The following is an 18,188-nucleotide window of genomic DNA, read 5'->3' as shown; positions in this document are numbered from 1 at the left end:
GAAAGCGACAAATTACACTGAGCCTGAACAATTTTATTGTCAGGCTAGCGTCTTTAGGCGCAGTTTGGCAACAGGGGGTTATACCCCCAGAGCAAACCACCCGTTGGACGGGTGGTTATGATTTTCTGTCCTTTTATTCTTAACTTGTTCAAGAAAAAGAACATAAGATCACGTATTTGAATGTCGATTTATGCTATAATATTCGTTAGTTTTATTCGAAAAATAATGATATATATTGGAGTCGTAAACGTATGGATGCAATGGATAAAATGTGGCTTTCTTTAATTGCGATCATACTGATGGTTGTTGCCTCGGTTCTCATTACTGTGGCCAGAACCAAAACGAAGGGGTGGATTCGCAGAATACTAAGCTTAGTTGCTTTTATTGTGCTTTTCTACGCTGTCGTTCTAGGTTTTATATCCATCGTATAGCGGAATAAGGGAAGGAATTATTTTTACGGTAAAGGATGAATTTCTCACATGATCGAACTGCGCGGAAGAACCAAAAACATCGTGATTGAACCGGAAACGGGAAAAAGTATATTGGAGCTCGCGATGGAGCATAACGTCGATTGGGGATTTTCCTGTACAAGGGGAACATGCGCACGCTGCCGTTGTTACGTGGAAACCGGCAGAGAGCTTCTGAGTGAGCCGACCGATGCAGAATGGGCCAGGCTGGACGAGGAAGAGCTGGAAGAAGGTTATCGATTAGGCTGCCAGGCTGTCGTGACCAAGTTAGGGACGTTGAAAGCGTTGAACAAAACTTATTTTTAGAGAGGGTGACTTTCTTGAGTGGATACCTTCTAGATGAACCGATGGAAAGTGCCCTTGTTCAAGCAGCCGAAGTATTGGAAAAGCTCCCCTTCACCTGCATGGTCGGTGGAAGCAGCGGCTTGCTGCTGCAAGGCGTGGAGCTTGAAGTAAGACCGAGGGACATCGACTTGTATGTCGATATGCGTCACGCGGACCAAGTTCACAGCCAGCTAAAACCTTATGCTACGGATGAGCCTCAGTTTAGCGAGACCGCCATGTACAGCTCGCGTCTGAGCCATTACAAGCTAAACGGTATGGTATTAGAGTTGGTCGGCGGATTTTGTGTCAAATCCGGCGGCTCCTCCTATGAAATTCGGATTGAAGGCGGTCTGGATGCTTATGGGACGGTTCAATCCGTAGGAACCCGTTCACTAATGGTCATGCCGCTGGCTCATGAATTTGTATTCAATATTTTGAGAAACAGGCCGGATCGGTACATCCCCATCGCAAAGGCGATGAATGAAGCGCCTGCGTTCCACCACGGGGCGTTAACTTGGATTGTAGAGCACAATCATTTTAATGAACAGCATATCGCGGCGATGAAAGAACTGGTTCATGCAGTTTACAACAGCGAAGGAGTTTCCCATGCCCAAAGTAGGCTTTTTACCTAATGAACGGACCGTCGATGTCAAAGCAGGCACCACATTGCTTGAGGCGTCGAGAAAAGCAGGCGTCGCCATTCGCACCCGCTGCGGGGGGAACGCCTCCTGTCTCATGTGCAAGGTTCATGTGGGCCCGGGGCAAGGGGTACTGGAGCCGTCCGCAAAGGAGAGCTATAAAATGGGGGACTGGACGAAGCATCATCAGCGATTGGCCTGCCAGACTAGAGTAATTGGCGATGCGGTGGTGACCCTGCCGGAGGATCCGTTGAAAGCTGCAGTGCGTGCGAAGTTGGAACAATTGAAGAAGGAAAAACAAGAGAAAGACAATGACCGATGGGAATGATGAAAACGATGAAACGCCGGCTCATGTCTGCAGCCGTTGCAGTTATTTTTCTATTTGCACTGACTGGGTGTTTGTATCCTGATGAACAGAGGCAGGCTCACGTCAGACCGAGTCAGGAATACATAACATTAGTACAAATTGCAGTTAATCAATTTCAGGAGAAGAGCGGGGTTCTCCCGATTAAGAACAGCACGATGGAGACACCGATCTATGAGAAATACGTCATTGATTTTAAGAAGCTGATGGAACGAAATTTATTGAATGAACCGCCGCCAAATGCATTTGAAAGCGGAGGGAACGATTATTATGTTTTAGTTCATGTCGAGGAAGAGCCTACCGTGAAGCTGATGGATATCGCGGCAATGCAGTCCGTCATTGATATTCAGCGTGCGGTCGACAGCTATCGTTCAGAGCATGGCGGACGGATCCCGGCTGCGGAGGCACTGACGCCAGGCTGGTATTCTATCGATTATGACCTGCTGAAGATGAAGCCTCTCCAGATTCCTAGTCCTTATTCCGTGCAGTCGCTTAGTTTAATGGTGAACGAAGCAACGGGAGATGTAATGATTGATTACAGTTCGGAAATGATGAAGCTGATTCAGCAGCAGGGAAAGGTTTCTTTTCCCGAAGGTGAGGATCTAAGAGAGCTTCTAGTTCAGTCTTCTCCGTACATACCTGTTCGTTCGTATCCGTACGATTGGAACGGGGAGAGGCCCGTGCCTGCACTTGAAAATCAATATTAACCGATTAAAAAACCGTCCTGAAGGGCGGTTTTTTAATTGGCGATAAAACCTGCCCCTAAACGTGGGTGCTCATCACTTAAGAAGCCTCGATAGAGGTTTTCTCATGTCATATTGGAAACACCCGTCTTTGATGGTTTATTTTACGCGGAAAACGTATCTCTCTTCTAGCGATCGCATATATTTTAGAAAATGCGGCAGACAAGGGGGGCAGCACAAACTTTCAATAATAAAAACTTGAACGGAGTCATATTCATAGTCTAGGTACATATATTTAATACTAGTCCAAATGAATGTACGAGTTAGGAGGGTTTCTCATTGGAAAAAGTGGATATTTTCAAGGATATCGCTGAACGCACCGGCGGAGACATCTATTTGGGAGTCGTTGGTGCGGTCCGTACAGGAAAATCCACCTTCATTAAACGATTTATGGAAACCGTAGTGCTTCCCAATATCGTCAATGAAGCAGACAGAGTGCGTGCCAAAGATGAACTGCCGCAAAGCGCAGCAGGCAAGACGATTATGACAACGGAACCGAAGTTCGTTCCTAATCAGGCTGTGAAAATCAGCGTTGCCGAAGGCTTGGAAGTCAATGTGCGCATGGTGGATTGTGTAGGTTATGCCGTACAAGGCGCTAAAGGATATGAAGACGAAAATGGACCGCGTATGATTAATACGCCATGGTTTGAAGAGCCGATTCCTTTTCAGGAGGCGGCAGAGATTGGAACCCGTAAAGTCATCCAAGAACACTCTACATTAGGTGTCGTTGTAACGACGGACGGATCAATCGCGGAGATTCCGAGAGAATCGTATGTAGAGTCGGAGGAGCGGGTAATCGCTGAGCTGAAGGAAGTTGGAAAGCCATTCATTCTGCTCGTGAATTCCACCAATCCGGAAGGCACCTATGCTCAGGATCTGCGCAGTCAATTGGCAGAGAAATACGACATCCCCGTCATGGCGATGAGCGTCGCGAATATGGATGAGAACGATATGATATCCGTGCTTAGAGAAGTCCTCTACGAGTTCCCGGTTCATGAAGTTAATGTAAACCTGCCTAGCTGGGTGATGGTTCTGGAGGAGAGGCATTGGCTCCGCCACAACTTCGAGGAATCGGTGCGTGAAACGGTGAAGGATATTCGCCGGCTTCGTGATGTAGATCGGATCGTGGAAAGCTTCCACGAGTATGAATTTATTGATCGAGCAGGGCTCGCGGATATGGATATGGGTCAAGGCATCGCAGAAATTGATTTGTATGCTCCAGACGAGCTGTACGATCAAATCTTAATGGAAGTCGTTGGCGTAGAAATTCGAGGCAAAGATCATCTGCTGCAGCTGATGCAGGAATTCAGCATTGCCAAGAGGGAATACGACCGTTTCTCCGAAGCATTGGAGATGGTCAAACAAACCGGATATGGTATTGCAGCACCGCCGCTTGAAGAAATGTCGCTAGACGAGCCGCAATTAATTCGTCAAGGTTCCCGCTTCGGCGTTCGCCTGAAAGCGACGGCCCCTTCAATTCATATGATCCGAGTCGATGTTGAATCCGAATTCGCTCCGATTATCGGGACGGAGAAGCAAAGCGAAGAGCTCGTTCGTTATCTGATGCAGGATTTTGAAGAAAATCCAACGAAAATATGGGAATCGGATATATTTGGGCGCTCTCTGCATTCGATTGTCAGAGAAGGAATTCAAGGCAAAATTGCGATGATGCCGGACAATGCGCGTTATAAGCTTCAGGAAACGCTTGGGCGCATCATCAACGAAGGTTCAGGAGGACTCATCGCGATTATCCTATAAGCTTACGGATGAAGAAAGCTGTCAGGGAGCCATCCCTTTCAGCTTTTTTTGTATATTTTTGTGTCATCGACGTATAATTTTGATGAATTCGGTAAAGACAGAGAATATAAGCAGTTCCTTCTTGTGGGGGGAGGTGAAGAAGAATGAATAAAACCGAATTGATCGCAAAAGTGGCGGAAACAGCAGAGCTTTCCAAAAAGGACGCAACCAAAGCGGTAGATGCGGTGTTTGATGCGATTTCCGAGGCATTGCAGAGCGGTGACAAAGTGCAGTTGGTTGGTTTTGGAAACTTTGAAGTAAGAGAGCGCTCTGCAAGAAAAGGGCGTAATCCGCAAACCGGTGAAGAAATCGACATCCCTGCAAGTAAGGTTCCCGCCTTTAAGCCCGGGAAAGCATTGAAAGACGGCATTAACTAAATGACATACTCTATCTAGATGGAAAATACGTCTGAACGTTTCGTTCAGGCGTATTTTTTGTATTCAGGGTTATGGGTGAAAACTATTGCGGGGTCTATTGTTTTTTGATACTATATTTTTTACATAGCAAGGCTGCATCCAGTCTTTTCTAATTGCAGAACAAGAATGGACTGCACCCCGATTTTATGTTTTTCGGGCCGTGGCTCAGCTTGGTAGAGCGCATCCTTGGGGTGGATGAGGTCGCAGGTTCAAATCCTGTCGGTCCGATACTTTTGTCGTACCTATGAAGAAAACGCCTCGATCTGGTTTTGTAGTCCCAATCGGAGGCGTTTTCCCCTGTGAAGACTTATTCTTCAGGTGTCTGGTCCAGAGAAAGACGAGTGACTTCCGTGTAGTCCCCTTTTTTGATCTCCTGTTTGGAAGCTTTTTCTTCTAAGGGATCATGCATGTTCATACCAGGAGCAATAGTGGGCTCTGTTGTGTCTTGTTTTTGCTGCATTGTACTTCACACCTTTCGCATCGTATACCATCGTTAGGGTGCCGTGCAGGAGCAGGATTCATGCAGATGAGAAACTGTACAGATGTGAATTTACGAATCGATTATTCGTCCCATGTCGTTTAGGATGAAGATCGTCGCTGGCGATTCGTACCAGTGGAGATCGTGATCGGTTGCAATGGTAAAGACAGGCACTATATAATGGAAGCAACCGCTGGTACCATAGATTTTGTGGCTGCAAGTATGCTTTCGCTTTGGAATATGGTAACGGTCAATTTATTATGGATAAAGGAAAGGCGGCCTTCGATATGGATTCGATGTATTCCGAGTATATGGTCATTAAAGCAAAGGAAAACGGTGTTCATGTGATCGGGTTAACGCGAGGTACGGATACCCGGTTTCATCATACGGAGAAATTGGATAAAAATGAAGTCATGATCGCACAGTTTACCGACCACACATCCGCCATTAAGATTAGGGGAAATGCGAAAATATATACAAAATACGGAATCGTCGATACAGATGAGGAATAATGGAATTGGCAGGCATAGCCTGCCTTTTTTTTATGTACAATGGTAAGGAGGGATTGTCTGATAGGGAGGAATTCCTATGAAATGGTTGAAGTTAGCTGCCTCTACTTTTCTTCCAGCGATTGCGGCAGCTGTCGTGCTGACTTTCGTCATGAATTGGGGGAGCTTCGATTTAAAGGGCTGGGGTGCAAAAGGCCAAGAAGAGCTGACAGAAGAAAATTTAGTGGACCGGATGCTTGAACTGCAGCTGGCTAATCCATTAACGAAAGTCTCATGGAATCATCATATTTTATCGATAGATTTGGAGTGGGACAGTGGGAACAGCGGGCTGCTGGAGACGCTGGGTGACTTGAAGAAGATTGCTGCCTTCTCTTTTGAGCGAACGAACAATGCTGGGCAGGTACTGGTGCGGGTGCTGCAGCGTGGCGAGCCTCCGAGACTGTTGGTCGCAATGGATGTGAAAAGAGAGCAGTGGTCTGAGCTAAATGGGTCACAGGAATCAGCGGAGCAGCTGTGGCATGAATTGGATAAGCGAACGAATCTGCTCATGACAGGGATTGGAAAGCACCATTTTATGAAGACCCAGGAAAAGGTTGAAGATTCACATTTATAAAGCAAAGTGGATGTATAAAGGGATATTTTACAAACCGTGCGCTTACGATAGGGATATGATATAATATTTTAGACATTGCAGCATGCAGGTACGTAAGTGCAGGTAAGGATCGGAGGAAAGTAAGTGAAAGCGGTACTCGACGCAGCGCAAAAATATATGAGCCATGACATGATCACAAAGCATACGGAGCTGCCCCAGTTTCCTCATTGCAGAAGTGAACTTTTGTATACTTTCTTAAAGCACGAGCTTCCTCAGCGGGAAGATATTTATACATTAGCAACTTCGCTAATTCAAATGGCTCTGGACACGCATGACTTGGTTGAGTTAGACAACGTGGAAGATATGCGGGAGCAGAGAGCCAAACAATTGAAAGTATTGGCCGGCGATTATTTCAGCAGCCGATTTTATTATTTATTATCTTATGCAGATCAAATCGAAACGGTAAAACAGCTTGCAGCTGCAATCTGCGAAGTAAACCGTTTGAAGGTTAATCTGTATATGAAATTGAAAAACTTCGCGCTTACAGCTGAAGAGTATTTGAATCAGACGGTTCAAATCAGAAGTCAGCTGTATTTATCATTTTCCAACCTGTTCCGTTCGGGGAAGGAGAAGCTGTGGCAGGATCTTTTGATTGGCTTTACCCGCTGTGAGCTGCTGCGAGATGAAATTCGCAGGACAGAGACAGAAGGTCTGCCGTATGCAGGATACGGATACTGGATGTTATTGGAACGGGCTGATACCGAAGAAACAGAACGGATTAAGCAAGAGGACAAGCCGCAAGGACTCACGGCCCTCGTTTCCAAATACAATGTGTTTGGACAAATGCAGGACATGCTTCATACGCATTGGAAAGAGTTGAGCTTTAAGCTCAAGCAGCTGGAGCCTACGGTTCTCGTGAAGGATTTGCTTAAAATGGGCGAGAAGCTCGTATATACGCCTCAAAAAATATAGCTTGCAGCTGAACGAAAGTTCGTTTATTGGCTTACATAAAAAGCGGGAGAGATGGAAATTGGCGAATCCAAATTCGAAAGAACAATTTGTTCATTCGGTGTTTGAAAAAATTGCACCCAAGTACGATTTGATGAACAGCCTGCTGAGCTTTCGCCGTCATAAGGCATGGAGAAAATTCACCATGAAAAAGATGAATGTCCAGCCGGGACAAACTGCGATCGATCTCTGCTGCGGTACATGTGATTGGACCATTAGTACGGCGAAGGCGAGCGGCAGCGGAGAGATTGTAGGATTGGATTTCAGTGGTCAAATGCTGGAAATCGGTCGGCAGAAGGTTGAACGGGCGGGGTTGAGTAAGCAAATTCGCTTGATACAAGGCAATGCGATGGAGCTGCCCTTCCCGGATAACAGCTTTGATTACGCAACGATTGGCTTCGGGCTTAGAAATGTGCCGGATTTAGTACAAGTGCTTCAAGAAATGCAGAGGGTCGTCAAGCCTGGCGGAAAAGTATTTTGTCTAGAGCTGTCTAAGCCAACTTGGCAGCCGTTTAAAGGGATTTATTATTTTTACTTCGAAAAAGTGCTGCCGCTGCTTGGAAAGTTGTTTGCAAAAAGCTATCAGCAGTACAAATGGCTGCCGGAATCGTTGGCTGCTTTTCCGGATCATAAGCAGCTTGCTGAGATTTTTAGACAAACGGGTTTAGAACAAGTGGAGGCTCATCCGTTAACCGGAGGAATAGCAGCGCTGCATATTGGGTTAAAGGGGAATGGAGATGTCTCGAAAACTTAAAATATTTTTAGAAATGATCAAGTTTGAGCATACGCTGTTTGCGATGCCATTTGCTTTTATGGGAGCGATTTTGGGGTCGATTGTGGTGGCGGACAAGCTTCCATCTTGGGAGCAGATAGGATGGGTTACATTGGCGATGGTCGGGGCAAGGAGCGCTGCGATGGGTCTGAATCGGCTCATCGACAAGGTGTTCGACGGTAAAAATCCACGGACCGCGATGCGCGCCCTTCCTGCAGGACTGCTAACCTCGATGGAAGTGGTCCTGTTCGTCGCCGTGTCGATGCTGATTTTATTTTTTGCCGCATTTAGGCTTAGTGATTTAGCTGTGAAGCTGCTGCCCGTTGCAGTTTTTTTTCTTGTTTTTTATTCTTATACGAAAAGATTTACTTGGCTCTGCCACCTTATCCTTGGACTGACGATCGGACTGGCCCCATTAGGTGGTTGGGTTGCGGTGACCGGAGAGTTTAGCTGGATTGCACTTATCTTTTATATTTCGGTCGCTTTCTGGACAGCAGGCTTCGATATCATTTATGCTTGTCAAGATATGGAATTCGATCGCTCTGAAGGTCTTCATTCTATACCAGAACGATTTGGCCTGTCCAAGTCGCTTTGGATTGCGAAAGGGTTTCATTTGATCACGGCTATTGGCTTCATCAGCATGATGATCATGACAGATTTAAGCTGGTTTTACTTGATCGGAATTGTCATCGGCATTACCTTGCTTTATTATGAACACAGTCTGGTCAAGCCTCACGATTTGTCCAAGATCAACATCGCCTTTTTTATGATGAACGGCATATTTAGTTCCGTCGTATTCATTTTTACTTTAATTGATGTGGTGGTGCTGTACGGATGACAGTACAGAACAATGATCAAAAATGGGTCATCGGTATAACGGGGGCCAGCGGAGCGATCTATGCCGTGACCCTCTGCAAGGAACTGCTGAAGCTCGGCATGCACATACATCTTGTAATTACCGATGCGGGCTGGCGGGTGCTCAAGGATGAGCTGAGCTGGCCGGTTCATAAGCGAGCGGACTGCTTGGAGGAGCACTTGGGCGGTTTGCCCGGCACGTACGAATATCATCCTATACAGGATATTGGCGCATCCATTGCCAGCGGTTCCTTTCGAACACGAGGGATGGTCGTTGTGCCTTGCTCCATGGGGACTCTTGCGGGTATTGCCCATGGATTGTCCGACAATTTGTTGAAACGCAGTGCAGACGTCATGCTCAAGGAAGGCCGGAAGCTGATCCTGGTTCCAAGAGAGACACCGCTGCATGCGATTCATCTGGAGAATATGTTAAAATGCAGTAAAGCAGGCGCCGTGATTCTTCCGGCCATGCCGGGTTTTTATCATCGACCGGCGAACATGGATGAAGTCATCCGGTTTTTAGTTGGGAAGATCATGGATGCGATGAACATTGAGCATGAAATCTACCAAAGATGGGGAGAACACCATGAACATCTCAACTAACAACATAGAATCACCGATACGAATCGGCCAAATTCGCTATACGAACGTGTGGCCGATATTTTATCATTTCCCTTTCGAATTTTTCGACGAGGAGATCGAGTTTGTAGAACAAGTACCATCCGACTTGAATCGTGCTTTAGCAGAAGGGAATATCGATTTAAGCGTTATTTCTTCATTCGCCTATGCACAGCATGCAGACAACTATGTATTATTGCCGAATGTATCGGTGAGCGCTCACTCTCAGGTAAAGTCGATTTTCCTTTTTCATAAAAAGCCGCTTGAAGAGTTGGATGGCTGCAGAATTGCACTTACGAATACGTCAGCGACCTCCGTTCATTTGCTGAAAATCATATTGGAGCGTTTTGTCGGTGTTTCGCCAGACTACTTTTATGAGCAGCCGGATTTGGATACGATGTTACAAGAGGCAGATGCAGCGCTGCTCATTGGAGACGATGCGATCAAAGCATCATGGGGCGAAACGGACATGCTGGTTACCGATTTAGGAGAGCTCTGGCACCATTACACAGGAACATCGATGACATTCGCGGTATGGGCGGTACGCAAGCAAATGGTTCAGGAACAGCCTGAGCGAATTGAACGCATTTTCCACGCTTTTCAGATGAGCAAAGAATTGAGCACACGATTCCCAGATGAGGTCGCGGATAAAGCGTTTCACCGCATAGGAGGGACGAAGGATTTTTGGCTCGATTATTTTGGCAACTTGTGTTATGATTTCGGGCCAGAGGAACAAAAGGGGTTGCTCAAGTATTACCAGTACGCATACGAGCTCGGCTTTTTAGACAAGCCGGTGGAGTTGGAGTTCTGGACTCATAAAACAACGGTATAGGTGAAGCATGAAACTGATAGATATTTATGCCCGTTTAAAATCGGATATCCAAATCATTGAAAAAGAGCTTGAAAAAAGCATTACCAGTGAGCACCGTTTGCTGCACGATGCGTCACTGCATTTGTTGAAGGCCGGCGGAAAAAGGTTAAGACCCGTATTTGTTCTGCTTGCCGGTGAATTCGGTCATTACGACATCGATCAATTAAAATACGTCGCGGTTCCCTTGGAGCTGATCCATATGGCTTCGTTAGTGCATGATGATGTTATTGACAACGCCGATACCCGCAGGGGAAAACTGACGGTAAAATCGAAGTGGGATAACCGAATTGCGATGTATACGGGAGATTACATATTTGCCAAGGCACTGCATATGGCGACAGAGCTTAAAAATCCGCTCATTCACCAAATTTTATCTAAAGCGATGGTGCAGATGAGCATTGGCGAAATGGAGCAAATCCGCTTTTTCTACAATACAGAACAGCGCATTTATGATTATTTATTGCGTATTCGTAGAAAAACGGCGCTTCTGATCGCTGTAAGCTGCCAATTGGGTGCGATTGCTTCCGGTCTTGGGCACGCGGAGATGCGAATGCTGTATGCTTATGGCTACAATGTCGGCATGGCGTTTCAAATTCGGGACGATGTCCTCGATATTTGTGGTACGGAAAAAGAGCTGGGCAAGCCGCCAGGAAGCGATATTCGCCAGGGCAACATTACACTGCCGGTCATCTATGCTCTGCAGAATGAATCGGCAAGAAGCAGCTTGCTTGATGAAATCCAAAAAATATCGGAAAATGCGAAGCGGCAGGACATCCGGACCTTTATCGATATTTTGAAGGAAACAGATGGTCTTCAGAAGGCAGAGGAGCTGTCTTCCCGATATATCGATAAAGCGATTGCGGCACTTGACGACTTACCGAAATCAAAAACGAAGAAGAATTTGATCGATATCGCTTATTTCGTAGGAAATCGATCACATTAATGGAATGAAATTTATGCTAGGATCAAAGAATAACAGATCACTTCGTTATTTGAAGATTCAGCGACCGGCCGATCCATTCAGATTGCTGCGAATACAACTCAGAATGAAACTTCAGGCGCGTGGATCCCGTTGGACTTGGATGATAACGGACTTTTATTAATCCAAATTGGAGGAGGAGTTCTGACGATGGAAAGAACGTTTCTGATGGTGAAACCGGATGGAGTACAAAGAGGACTGATGGGAGAAGTTATTCGCCGCTTCGAAAGAAAAGGGTTTCAAATGATTGGCTGCAAGTTTCTCCTTCCTACGGTAGAACAGGCCAAATTTCATTATGCAGAGCATGAAGAGAAGCCGTTTTTCGGAGATTTGGTAGACTTTATCACTTCCGGTCCCGTGCTTGCAATGGTATGGCAGGGGGATCAAATCATTGAATTATCCCGTATGGTCATTGGAAAGACGAAAATCACTGAAGCTCTGCCGGGGACGCTGCGCGGCGACTTCGCACTGCATACGAACCGAAACGTCATTCATGGATCAGACTCTCCGGAAAGTGCGGAACGGGAGATCCATAATTTCTTCAAGGAAGAAGAGCTCGTTTCCTATCGCAAGCTGATTCACGAATGGATGTAAGTAGAAGCAGGATTTTGGCGTTTTTTGTAGAATTGTAGAAAAGGTATATTCATGATGATCAGGAGTGTGCACCATGGAGGATATGGACTTTTCTGCGTTCGTTAAAAATATGAAGTCATTAACGAATATCGATTTATCCCAATATAAAGAAGCACAGATGAAAAGACGATTGACGACGCTTCGATTAAAGAGAGGCTATCCTTCCTTCAAGGCATATTTTGATGCATTGAAGCAGAGTACGGAGCTCATGGATGAATTTCTAGATCGAATGACGATCAATGTGTCTGAATTTTGGCGCAATCCGAATCGCTGGAACGTGCTGGCAGATGTATTTCTGCCTTCCTTGTTGAAGGAAAACCCTCGGCTCAATTGTTGGAGCGCTGCATGTTCTACAGGTGAAGAACCATATACCCTGGCAATGATTTTGTCTGAGCTCGGCGCATTGAAGCAAGCTAAGATTACGGCGTCGGATTTGGACAATGTTGTGCTGAACAAAGCGAAGGAAGGGCTGTATTTAGACCGCGCTATTCGGGATGTGCCTCCGGACTACTTGAAGAAGTATTTTGAGAAGTCTGGGATCATGTACAAAATCTCTGAGCAGTTAAAGTCATACATACGATATGAAAGAATGAATTTACTTTACGACTCATACGGCAGCAATTACGACTTGATTATTTGTCGCAATGTGATGATTTATTTTACCGAAGAAGCGAAGCACGAGATGTATATGAAGTTCTCTAGAGCGCTTAGACCCGGAGGGATTTTGTTCGTGGGGAGCACGGAACAAATCTTTAATCCGGGAAGTTACGGATTTGAATCGGCGGAAACATTTTTTTATCGCAAAGTCCAGAGTGTATAAAAACTTCCATTTTCTGCAATACTGAGGGTAACAGCAAAGATGGAGGTCATACCATGGATAAGCGGCAAGTCATATACGCTTACAGACGAGGACTGATCACGATTCAGGAGTGTGCTCAGATCTTAGGGATTCAGAGTACTCAGTTGATGGGAATCGTGAGTGAAGCTTCTGATGAAGCGAAGTCGCTGAGTAAACAGCAGCAATCCGTTAACAGCTGATGACGTAAATGTGACGAGATGAAAAGGGTTCTACGCCGATCGATGAGGATCGGCGTTTTTCATTTTGACATGCGGCGCGATGCTGTACTATAATTAGCACAGAAGAATCGGCGCATCAAAGCGTTAAAGCGTAAAATTGATGGTAAGGCGATTGGATGGAGGGGAAATTTGAAATGAGATATTTAACAGCGGGTGAAACGCATGGTCCGCAGCTGACAGCGATTATTGAAGGAATGCCAAGTAACGTGACCATTGATTTTAATGAACTGAATGTGCAGCTGCAGCGCAGACAAAAAGGCTATGGCCGCGGTCGCAGAATGCAAATTGAACAGGACGCCGCACAAATTGTAGGCGGAGTTCGTCATGGCAAGACGACAGGGGCACCCATTGCGCTTGTGGTTGAAAATAAAGACTGGAAGCATTGGACGAAAATTATGAATGTGGAGCCGATGGAAGGTACCGATGAGGAACGCCGTCGTGTTCACCGCCCAAGACCGGGGCATGCTGATCTCAATGGAGGTCTGAAATATAACCAGAAGGATTTGCGCAATATTTTGGAGCGTTCCAGTGCTAGAGAGACAGCCGCAAGAGTCGCAGTCGGTGCAGTGGCAAGACAATTGCTGGCCGAATTCGGTATTAAAGTGGCTGGACAAGTATTGCGAATTGGGGAAGTTGAGGCGAAAAGAATCGATCTGCCGATCGATGAGCTGATTCGAGTAACAGAGGAATCGCCTGTACGTGTGGTCGATAAAGAAGCGGAAGCCAAAATGATCGCCCATATCGATCAAGTGAAGCAGGAAGGCGATTCAATCGGAGGCATCGTGGAGTGCATTATTGAAGGCGTGCCGACAGGTCTCGGCAGCCATGTGCAGTGGGACCGCAAGCTTGATGGACGCATTGCACAAGCGGTCGTTTCGATCAACGCATTCAAAGGCTGCGAGATTGGCATCGGCTTTGAAGCAGCGGGACTCCGCGGCTCCCAAGTGCATGATGAAATTTTATATACGGAAGAAAAAGGGTTTCACCGAGCAACGAACAATGCCGGCGGATTTGAAGGCGGTATGACGACAGGCGAGCCGATTGTTGTTCGCGGTGTAATGAAGCCGATCCCTACCTTATACAAACCGCTCCGCAGTGTAGATATCGATACGAAGGAGCAGTTCACTGCCCAAGTAGAACGTTCGGACGCATGTGCTGTACCTGCGGCCAGCGTCGTATTGGAGCACGTGGTCGCTTGGGAGGTTGCATGTGCATTTCTAGAGAAGTTCGGCGGTGATTCCTTAGAGGAAACTCGTAGAAACTATGAACAATATTTAGAGCAAGTTGCGAGGTATTGAGGATGAGGCAGCTTATCGTAGATTTGGGTGAACGCTCCTATCCGATTTACATCGGCGAAGGCTTACTGGAACAGGCGGCACAGTTGTTTGGCAAGCATGCTATCCCTGTCAAATCGCCCATCATGATTGTCACGGATGAAAGTATTGCTCCGCTATATTTGGGCAAGCTGCAGTCGGTTTTGGAAGGTGCAGGCTATACGGTTCATTCCTTTTCCGTACCTTCCGGAGAGACCTCCAAGTCGCTGGAAATGTATGAGCGAGTGATGACCGCGGCGATACAAGCCGGACTTGACCGTCATTCCAGTATCATTGCGCTTGGCGGCGGTGTTACAGGTGACCTTGCTGGATTCGTAGCTGCAACGTATATGAGGGGCATTCGATTCATTCAGTGTCCAACAACCATTTTGGCGCATGACAGCAGTGTCGGAGGTAAAGTTGCTGTCAATCACAAGCTGGCCAAAAACATGATCGGCGCTTTTCATCAGCCGGAGATGGTCATCTACGATACGTTGACTTTAAAGACGCTTCCCATGCGCGAAGTGCGATCCGGCTTGTCTGAAGTGATCAAGCACGGTCTCATCTGGGATCGCGGCTTTGTCGATTGGTGCAGAGAGCATGCGGAACAGCTGCTGCATTTGGATTCAGAGGCGCTTGCTTACGCGCTCTATGAAGGATGCAAGGTGAAGTCCTATGTTGTATCCCAGGATGAAAGAGAGTCTGGTTTAAGGGCGATCTTGAATTTGGGACATACGATTGGTCATGCATTAGAGGCTGTAGCGGGTTATAACGAGCTGGTTCACGGTGAAGCGATCGCGATTGGCATGGTAGGCTCGGCACTTCTAAGTCAGCGCTTTGGTTATGAATCCGAGATTCATCGGATCACGAAGCAGTTGTTTGAGCGCTTTGGCTTGCCGGTGCAGATCCCTGCCCATATGGAGACGGATGCTATACTAGAGGCCATGATGCACGACAAGAAGTTTAAAGAAGGACAGATGGTGTTTGTCATTCCTGTACATATCGGTAAAGTTGAGATTCGTTCCGATGTGAAGGTTGAATGGGTGCGGGAAGTCATTGAACAGCTTAAGGGAAAGGAGCGGGCGTAACATGTACATGAGAGGCATTCGCGGAGCTACGACCGTTGAGCATAATGAAGAATCGGAGATATTACAAGCGACGATCCAACTGTTGCAGCAAATCGTAACGGCGAATGACATAAAGCCTGAAGATATCGGCAGTGTCATTATTACCGTAACACAGGATTTGGATGCGGTCTTTCCTGCGAAAGCAATTCGCCAAATGAAAGGCTGGGAGCTTGTTCCGCTGATGTGTGCACTGGAGATCAATGTAGAAGGCAGTCTCAGCCGCTGCATTCGCTTTATGGTGCATGTCAATACGGAGAAAAAACAGGACGAGATCGTTCACGTTTATTTGAATGGGGCGACCGCCTTGAGGCCGGATTTATCGACACAATCATAAATTTTATAAATGTAATAGACGAGAGCTGGGCCAGGTTAAGCCGACAGCTCTTTTTTTCGCCGAGTTAATGGGCTAGGAGGGTAAGAAAATGAATAACACGCTAATCATCTCGATTATTGTCATTATCTATTTCACTTACCTGCAGCTGCGGATTATTAGAAACAAAGAAGCACCGAGAAATAATTTGATCTTAGCTTGGTGCTTATACGGAATGGCTGTGATCGCGATCGTTGTAGTTAATATCCTTTTCACTGCGTAATGTGATGTGATGTATCTAGCAGATCTCCATATGATTTGAAAAACCTCGTATTTGAGAATTCATTTGTTGACGATCGGTATGTATTCTTGTATAGTTAGATCAAAGTTATTTCACAGCAAGAGTTAGCTGAAGCCCAACGGGTTTAGATGAGTGAGCATTTAGTGAGTTAGAGCGTAGACGAGTAGAGCAGAACAGTCGAGATGAGCTGAGATTAGAATAAGATGTGAGATAGGAACAGTTGCGGTTCGGACGATCGGATCAGTCACCAGAAGTGGGATGACCGGGTTCGTTTTGGCTTATTTTCCTATTCACGTTCTTCTTTGAATTACAGTCTATCAGCCTCTGCCTTCTCGGCGGAGGCTTTTTAATTTCAAGCGCAAACGGCACATCATGCTGTAAAGGAGAATGTCGAATGGTTTCACCTGGATTAGACAAAGTATTGGAGTTGTCGGAAACGTATAATTTGGTTCCCGTGTCGAAAAGCATCTTGGCGGATACGGAAACACCGATTCGGTTGTTTCATCATTTCCATGAGGAGGAATACTGCTTTCTGCTGGAAAGTGTAGAGGGCGGAGTGAATTGGGCGAGATATTCATTTATCGGTACGGAGCCTTTCCTTATTGTCAGAGGCAAGAACGGACACGTTGTGATGGAGAAAGATGGCGAGGTTCTTACGGCGAGCGAGAAACCGCTTGAAGCGTTGAAAGGACTGCTTGCCAAGTACCGCAGTCCGAATCTCGATGAGCTGCCGCGGTTCTCTGGAGGAGCTGTAGGCTTTTTCGGATATGACTTGCTGCAGTATTATGAGAAGCTGCCTGCTCACCGACACGATGATTTGCAAATGGACGATATGCAGTTTATGTTTTGCGATCAGGTGATCGTCTTTGACCACTTGAAACAGCAGATTAAGGTTGTCGCCAATGTACATGTTCCAGAAGGAGCGAGCCGCAGCGATGTGGAGAGAGCGTACCAAGCAGCTGTCGATAAAATCGACACGCTGCTGTATAAACTCCAGCAGCCGGTTCAGGCGGAGGCAATGAATCGGAAAGCGGATCAGCAGGTGCGTTTGGGTGAATTGAAATCGAATTTGACACCGGACCAGTATAAGCAAAATGTCGTTCGCGCCAAAGAATATATCAGATCGGGCGATATTTTCCAAGTTGTTCTGTCCCAGCGTTTTGAAATGGAAACGGAAGCTTCTCCGCTGCATGTGTACAGGGTACTGAGATCGGTCAACCCATCGCCGTATATGTATTATTTGAAAATGAAGGAAGAGGTGCTTGTCGGTTCATCGCCAGAGCTGCTGGTCCGTGTGGAGGATGGCAGAGTGCAGACGAGGCCGATTGCAGGAACACGTCCGAGAGGGAAAACCGATGAAGAGGATCAAGCGCTGGAGAAAGAGCTGCTGGCGGATCAGAAGGAATTGGCAGAGCATCTCATGCTGGTTGATCTTGGGCGTAATGATATCGGCCGGGTATCCAAGTACGGTACGGTGAGCTGCGACAGCTTTATGGATATAGAGCGATATTCGCACGTGATGCATATCGTATCCAACGTTTCCGGGGAACTGAGAGAGGATAAAGATTTCTTCGATGCGTTTATCTCTTGTCTTCCTGCAGGCACCGTCTCAGGAGCGCCGAAAATCCGGGCGATGGAAATTATAGCGGAGTTGGAAAACGAAGCGAGAGGCGCTTACGCAGGGGCGATAGGATACCTTGGTTTCTCGGGGAACCTCGATACCTGTATTACGATCCGCACGATTATTTTTAAGAATGGTAAAGCATATGTTCAGGCTGGAGCCGGCATTGTGTGGGATTCGGATCCTCAGAAGGAATACGAGGAAACGGTCAACAAGGCGAAGGCGCTGCTGACCTCCATCCGGCTGGCGGAAGAATGGTTTCCCGCCCAAGGACGCTCGAAAGCGGCCATTACGAACCAAGACTATTATTGATTGAGCGGTTAGCTTTGATTTTAGTGCGAGTACCTATTAATATGAATAAGGAGAGAATTGGTG

The 18,188-nt window shown here is 46.6% G+C and carries 24 protein-coding genes and 1 tRNA gene; 24 read left to right on the top strand and 1 reads right to left on the bottom strand.

Annotated features, from left to right (window positions below; genetic code table 11):
- Nucleotides 1-251 precede the first annotated feature (251 nt).
- The 8 genes from ACFPXP_RS06770 to ACFPXP_RS06735 all read left to right on the top strand — a co-directional run bounded on the left by ACFPXP_RS06770 (nucleotide 252) and on the right by ACFPXP_RS06735 (nucleotide 4,977).
- Nucleotides 252-431, top strand: coding sequence for a DUF2768 family protein (locus ACFPXP_RS06770; RefSeq protein WP_379893462.1), 180 nt, complete (start codon nucleotides 252-254; stop codon nucleotides 429-431).
- A gap of 48 nt (nucleotides 432-479) precedes the next feature.
- Nucleotides 480-773: a 2Fe-2S iron-sulfur cluster-binding protein gene (locus tag ACFPXP_RS06765; protein WP_379893461.1), complete on the top strand. Its 294-nt coding sequence runs from the start codon at nucleotides 480-482 to the stop codon at nucleotides 771-773.
- A gap of 14 nt (nucleotides 774-787) precedes the next feature.
- Nucleotides 788-1,423, top strand: coding sequence for a nucleotidyltransferase domain-containing protein (locus ACFPXP_RS06760; RefSeq protein ID WP_379893459.1), 636 nt, complete (start codon nucleotides 788-790; stop codon nucleotides 1,421-1,423).
- On the top strand, nucleotides 1,398-1,757 hold the full coding sequence (locus ACFPXP_RS06755; RefSeq protein WP_379893458.1) for a 2Fe-2S iron-sulfur cluster-binding protein: 360 nt from the start codon (nucleotides 1,398-1,400) through the stop codon (nucleotides 1,755-1,757). The genes ACFPXP_RS06760 and ACFPXP_RS06755 overlap by 26 nt, the downstream gene beginning before the upstream one ends.
- Nucleotides 1,748-2,500 carry a hypothetical protein gene (locus ACFPXP_RS06750; protein ID WP_379893457.1) on the top strand — a complete coding sequence of 251 codons (753 nt, stop codon included), beginning with the start codon at nucleotides 1,748-1,750 and terminating at the stop codon, nucleotides 2,498-2,500. The genes ACFPXP_RS06755 and ACFPXP_RS06750 overlap by 10 nt, the downstream gene beginning before the upstream one ends.
- 315 nt (nucleotides 2,501-2,815) lie before the next feature.
- Nucleotides 2,816-4,294: a stage IV sporulation protein A gene (spoIVA, locus tag ACFPXP_RS06745; RefSeq protein WP_379893456.1), complete on the top strand. Its 1,479-nt coding sequence runs from the start codon at nucleotides 2,816-2,818 to the stop codon at nucleotides 4,292-4,294.
- Between the two features lie 143 nt (nucleotides 4,295-4,437).
- Nucleotides 4,438-4,710: an HU family DNA-binding protein gene (locus ACFPXP_RS06740; protein WP_379893455.1), complete on the top strand. Its 273-nt coding sequence runs from the start codon at nucleotides 4,438-4,440 to the stop codon at nucleotides 4,708-4,710.
- Between the two features lie 193 nt (nucleotides 4,711-4,903).
- Nucleotides 4,904-4,977 (top strand) — tRNA-Pro (locus ACFPXP_RS06735).
- 79 nt (nucleotides 4,978-5,056) lie between these two features.
- Here ACFPXP_RS06735 and ACFPXP_RS06730 read toward each other — a convergent pair.
- Nucleotides 5,057-5,209 carry a hypothetical protein gene (locus tag ACFPXP_RS06730; RefSeq protein WP_379893454.1) on the bottom strand — a complete coding sequence of 51 codons (153 nt, stop codon included), beginning with the start codon at nucleotides 5,207-5,209 and terminating at the stop codon, nucleotides 5,057-5,059.
- Nucleotides 5,210-5,514: 305 nt separating this feature from the next.
- Between ACFPXP_RS06730 and mtrB the strand changes: the two genes are divergently transcribed.
- From mtrB to trpE, 16 genes are all read left to right on the top strand, one after another.
- Entirely contained in the window at nucleotides 5,515-5,739 is a 225-nt protein-coding gene (gene mtrB, locus ACFPXP_RS06725) for a trp RNA-binding attenuation protein MtrB (RefSeq protein WP_379893453.1), read from the top strand.
- Nucleotides 5,740-5,815: 76 nt separating this feature from the next.
- The gene (locus ACFPXP_RS06720; protein ID WP_379893452.1) at nucleotides 5,816-6,349 is read left to right on the top strand and encodes a hypothetical protein; all 534 of its coding nucleotides are present in this window, start codon (nucleotides 5,816-5,818) and stop codon (nucleotides 6,347-6,349) included.
- Nucleotides 6,350-6,472: 123 nt separating this feature from the next.
- Complete coding sequence (locus ACFPXP_RS06715) at nucleotides 6,473-7,300, top strand: heptaprenyl diphosphate synthase component 1 (RefSeq protein ID WP_379893451.1); 828 nt, start codon at nucleotides 6,473-6,475, stop codon at nucleotides 7,298-7,300.
- A gap of 58 nt (nucleotides 7,301-7,358) precedes the next feature.
- Entirely contained in the window at nucleotides 7,359-8,090 is a 732-nt protein-coding gene (locus ACFPXP_RS06710; protein ID WP_379893450.1) for a demethylmenaquinone methyltransferase, read from the top strand.
- Nucleotides 8,074-8,946: a UbiA-like polyprenyltransferase gene (locus ACFPXP_RS06705; protein WP_379893449.1), complete on the top strand. Its 873-nt coding sequence runs from the start codon at nucleotides 8,074-8,076 to the stop codon at nucleotides 8,944-8,946. Before ACFPXP_RS06710 ends, ACFPXP_RS06705 begins: the two co-directional genes overlap by 17 nt.
- Nucleotides 8,943-9,566, top strand: a complete 624-nt coding sequence (locus ACFPXP_RS06700) for a UbiX family flavin prenyltransferase (protein WP_379893448.1) — start codon at nucleotides 8,943-8,945, stop codon at nucleotides 9,564-9,566. Before ACFPXP_RS06705 ends, ACFPXP_RS06700 begins: the two co-directional genes overlap by 4 nt.
- Nucleotides 9,550-10,413 (top strand): menaquinone biosynthetic enzyme MqnA/MqnD family protein, encoded by an 864-nt coding sequence (locus ACFPXP_RS06695; RefSeq protein WP_379893447.1) that lies wholly within the window; start codon nucleotides 9,550-9,552, stop codon nucleotides 10,411-10,413. The genes ACFPXP_RS06700 and ACFPXP_RS06695 overlap by 17 nt, the downstream gene beginning before the upstream one ends.
- A gap of 7 nt (nucleotides 10,414-10,420) precedes the next feature.
- Nucleotides 10,421-11,395 carry a heptaprenyl diphosphate synthase component II gene (gene hepT / locus ACFPXP_RS06690; RefSeq protein ID WP_379893446.1) on the top strand — a complete coding sequence of 325 codons (975 nt, stop codon included), beginning with the start codon at nucleotides 10,421-10,423 and terminating at the stop codon, nucleotides 11,393-11,395.
- Nucleotides 11,396-11,581: 186 nt separating this feature from the next.
- Nucleotides 11,582-12,025, top strand: a complete 444-nt coding sequence (ndk, locus tag ACFPXP_RS06685; RefSeq protein ID WP_379893445.1) for a nucleoside-diphosphate kinase — start codon at nucleotides 11,582-11,584, stop codon at nucleotides 12,023-12,025.
- 73 nt (nucleotides 12,026-12,098) lie between these two features.
- On the top strand, nucleotides 12,099-12,884 hold the full coding sequence (locus ACFPXP_RS06680) for a CheR family methyltransferase (RefSeq protein ID WP_379893444.1): 786 nt from the start codon (nucleotides 12,099-12,101) through the stop codon (nucleotides 12,882-12,884).
- 53 nt (nucleotides 12,885-12,937) lie between these two features.
- Nucleotides 12,938-13,102: a hypothetical protein gene (locus tag ACFPXP_RS06675; RefSeq protein ID WP_379893443.1), complete on the top strand. Its 165-nt coding sequence runs from the start codon at nucleotides 12,938-12,940 to the stop codon at nucleotides 13,100-13,102.
- A 173-nt stretch (nucleotides 13,103-13,275) separates the two neighbouring features.
- Nucleotides 13,276-14,439: a chorismate synthase gene (gene aroC, locus ACFPXP_RS06670; protein ID WP_379893442.1), complete on the top strand. Its 1,164-nt coding sequence runs from the start codon at nucleotides 13,276-13,278 to the stop codon at nucleotides 14,437-14,439.
- Between the two features lie 2 nt (nucleotides 14,440-14,441).
- Complete coding sequence (gene aroB, locus ACFPXP_RS06665) at nucleotides 14,442-15,542, top strand: 3-dehydroquinate synthase (RefSeq protein ID WP_379893441.1); 1,101 nt, start codon at nucleotides 14,442-14,444, stop codon at nucleotides 15,540-15,542.
- Between the two features lies 1 nt (nucleotide 15,543).
- On the top strand, nucleotides 15,544-15,915 hold the full coding sequence (gene aroH, locus ACFPXP_RS06660) for a chorismate mutase (protein WP_379893440.1): 372 nt from the start codon (nucleotides 15,544-15,546) through the stop codon (nucleotides 15,913-15,915).
- Nucleotides 15,916-16,003: 88 nt separating this feature from the next.
- Nucleotides 16,004-16,174 carry a hypothetical protein gene (locus ACFPXP_RS06655; protein ID WP_379893439.1) on the top strand — a complete coding sequence of 57 codons (171 nt, stop codon included), beginning with the start codon at nucleotides 16,004-16,006 and terminating at the stop codon, nucleotides 16,172-16,174.
- Between the two features lie 412 nt (nucleotides 16,175-16,586).
- Nucleotides 16,587-18,125, top strand: coding sequence for an anthranilate synthase component I (gene trpE, locus ACFPXP_RS06650; protein ID WP_379893438.1), 1,539 nt, complete (start codon nucleotides 16,587-16,589; stop codon nucleotides 18,123-18,125).
- Nucleotides 18,126-18,188: the final 63 nt, after the last annotated feature.

This window comes from Marinicrinis lubricantis (genome assembly GCF_042658665.1).
In the GTDB taxonomy this organism is placed as follows: domain Bacteria; phylum Bacillota; class Bacilli; order Paenibacillales; family KCTC-33676; genus Marinicrinis; species Marinicrinis lubricantis.
This window is presented reverse-complemented; position numbering and strand designations above follow the sequence as displayed.

Bases quoted from the DNA above. Each gene is read 5' to 3' on its own strand.
- ACFPXP_RS06770 (WP_379893462.1), top strand. From the start codon at position 252: ATGGATGCAATGGATAAAATGTGGCTTTCTTTAATTGCGATCATACTG.
- ACFPXP_RS06765 (WP_379893461.1), top strand. From the start codon at position 480: ATGATCGAACTGCGCGGAAGAACCAAAAACATCGTGATTGAACCGGAA.
- ACFPXP_RS06755 (WP_379893458.1), top strand. From the start codon at position 1,398: ATGCCCAAAGTAGGCTTTTTACCTAATGAACGGACCGTCGATGTCAAA.
- ACFPXP_RS06750 (WP_379893457.1), top strand. From the start codon at position 1,748: ATGGGAATGATGAAAACGATGAAACGCCGGCTCATGTCTGCAGCCGTT.
- ACFPXP_RS06740 (WP_379893455.1), top strand. From the start codon at position 4,438: ATGAATAAAACCGAATTGATCGCAAAAGTGGCGGAAACAGCAGAGCTT.
- ACFPXP_RS06730 (WP_379893454.1), bottom strand. From the start codon at position 5,209: ATGCAGCAAAAACAAGACACAACAGAGCCCACTATTGCTCCTGGTATG.
- mtrB (WP_379893453.1), top strand. From the start codon at position 5,515: ATGGATTCGATGTATTCCGAGTATATGGTCATTAAAGCAAAGGAAAAC.
- ACFPXP_RS06720 (WP_379893452.1), top strand. From the start codon at position 5,816: ATGAAATGGTTGAAGTTAGCTGCCTCTACTTTTCTTCCAGCGATTGCG.
- ACFPXP_RS06705 (WP_379893449.1), top strand. From the start codon at position 8,074: ATGTCTCGAAAACTTAAAATATTTTTAGAAATGATCAAGTTTGAGCAT.
- ACFPXP_RS06700 (WP_379893448.1), top strand. From the start codon at position 8,943: ATGACAGTACAGAACAATGATCAAAAATGGGTCATCGGTATAACGGGG.
- ACFPXP_RS06695 (WP_379893447.1), top strand. From the start codon at position 9,550: ATGAACATCTCAACTAACAACATAGAATCACCGATACGAATCGGCCAA.
- hepT (WP_379893446.1), top strand. From the start codon at position 10,421: ATGAAACTGATAGATATTTATGCCCGTTTAAAATCGGATATCCAAATC.
- ndk (WP_379893445.1), top strand. From the start codon at position 11,582: ATGGAAAGAACGTTTCTGATGGTGAAACCGGATGGAGTACAAAGAGGA.
- ACFPXP_RS06680 (WP_379893444.1), top strand. From the start codon at position 12,099: ATGGAGGATATGGACTTTTCTGCGTTCGTTAAAAATATGAAGTCATTA.
- ACFPXP_RS06675 (WP_379893443.1), top strand. From the start codon at position 12,938: ATGGATAAGCGGCAAGTCATATACGCTTACAGACGAGGACTGATCACG.
- aroC (WP_379893442.1), top strand. From the start codon at position 13,276: ATGAGATATTTAACAGCGGGTGAAACGCATGGTCCGCAGCTGACAGCG.
- aroB (WP_379893441.1), top strand. From the start codon at position 14,442: ATGAGGCAGCTTATCGTAGATTTGGGTGAACGCTCCTATCCGATTTAC.
- aroH (WP_379893440.1), top strand. From the start codon at position 15,544: ATGTACATGAGAGGCATTCGCGGAGCTACGACCGTTGAGCATAATGAA.
- ACFPXP_RS06655 (WP_379893439.1), top strand. From the start codon at position 16,004: ATGAATAACACGCTAATCATCTCGATTATTGTCATTATCTATTTCACT.
- trpE (WP_379893438.1), top strand. From the start codon at position 16,587: ATGGTTTCACCTGGATTAGACAAAGTATTGGAGTTGTCGGAAACGTAT.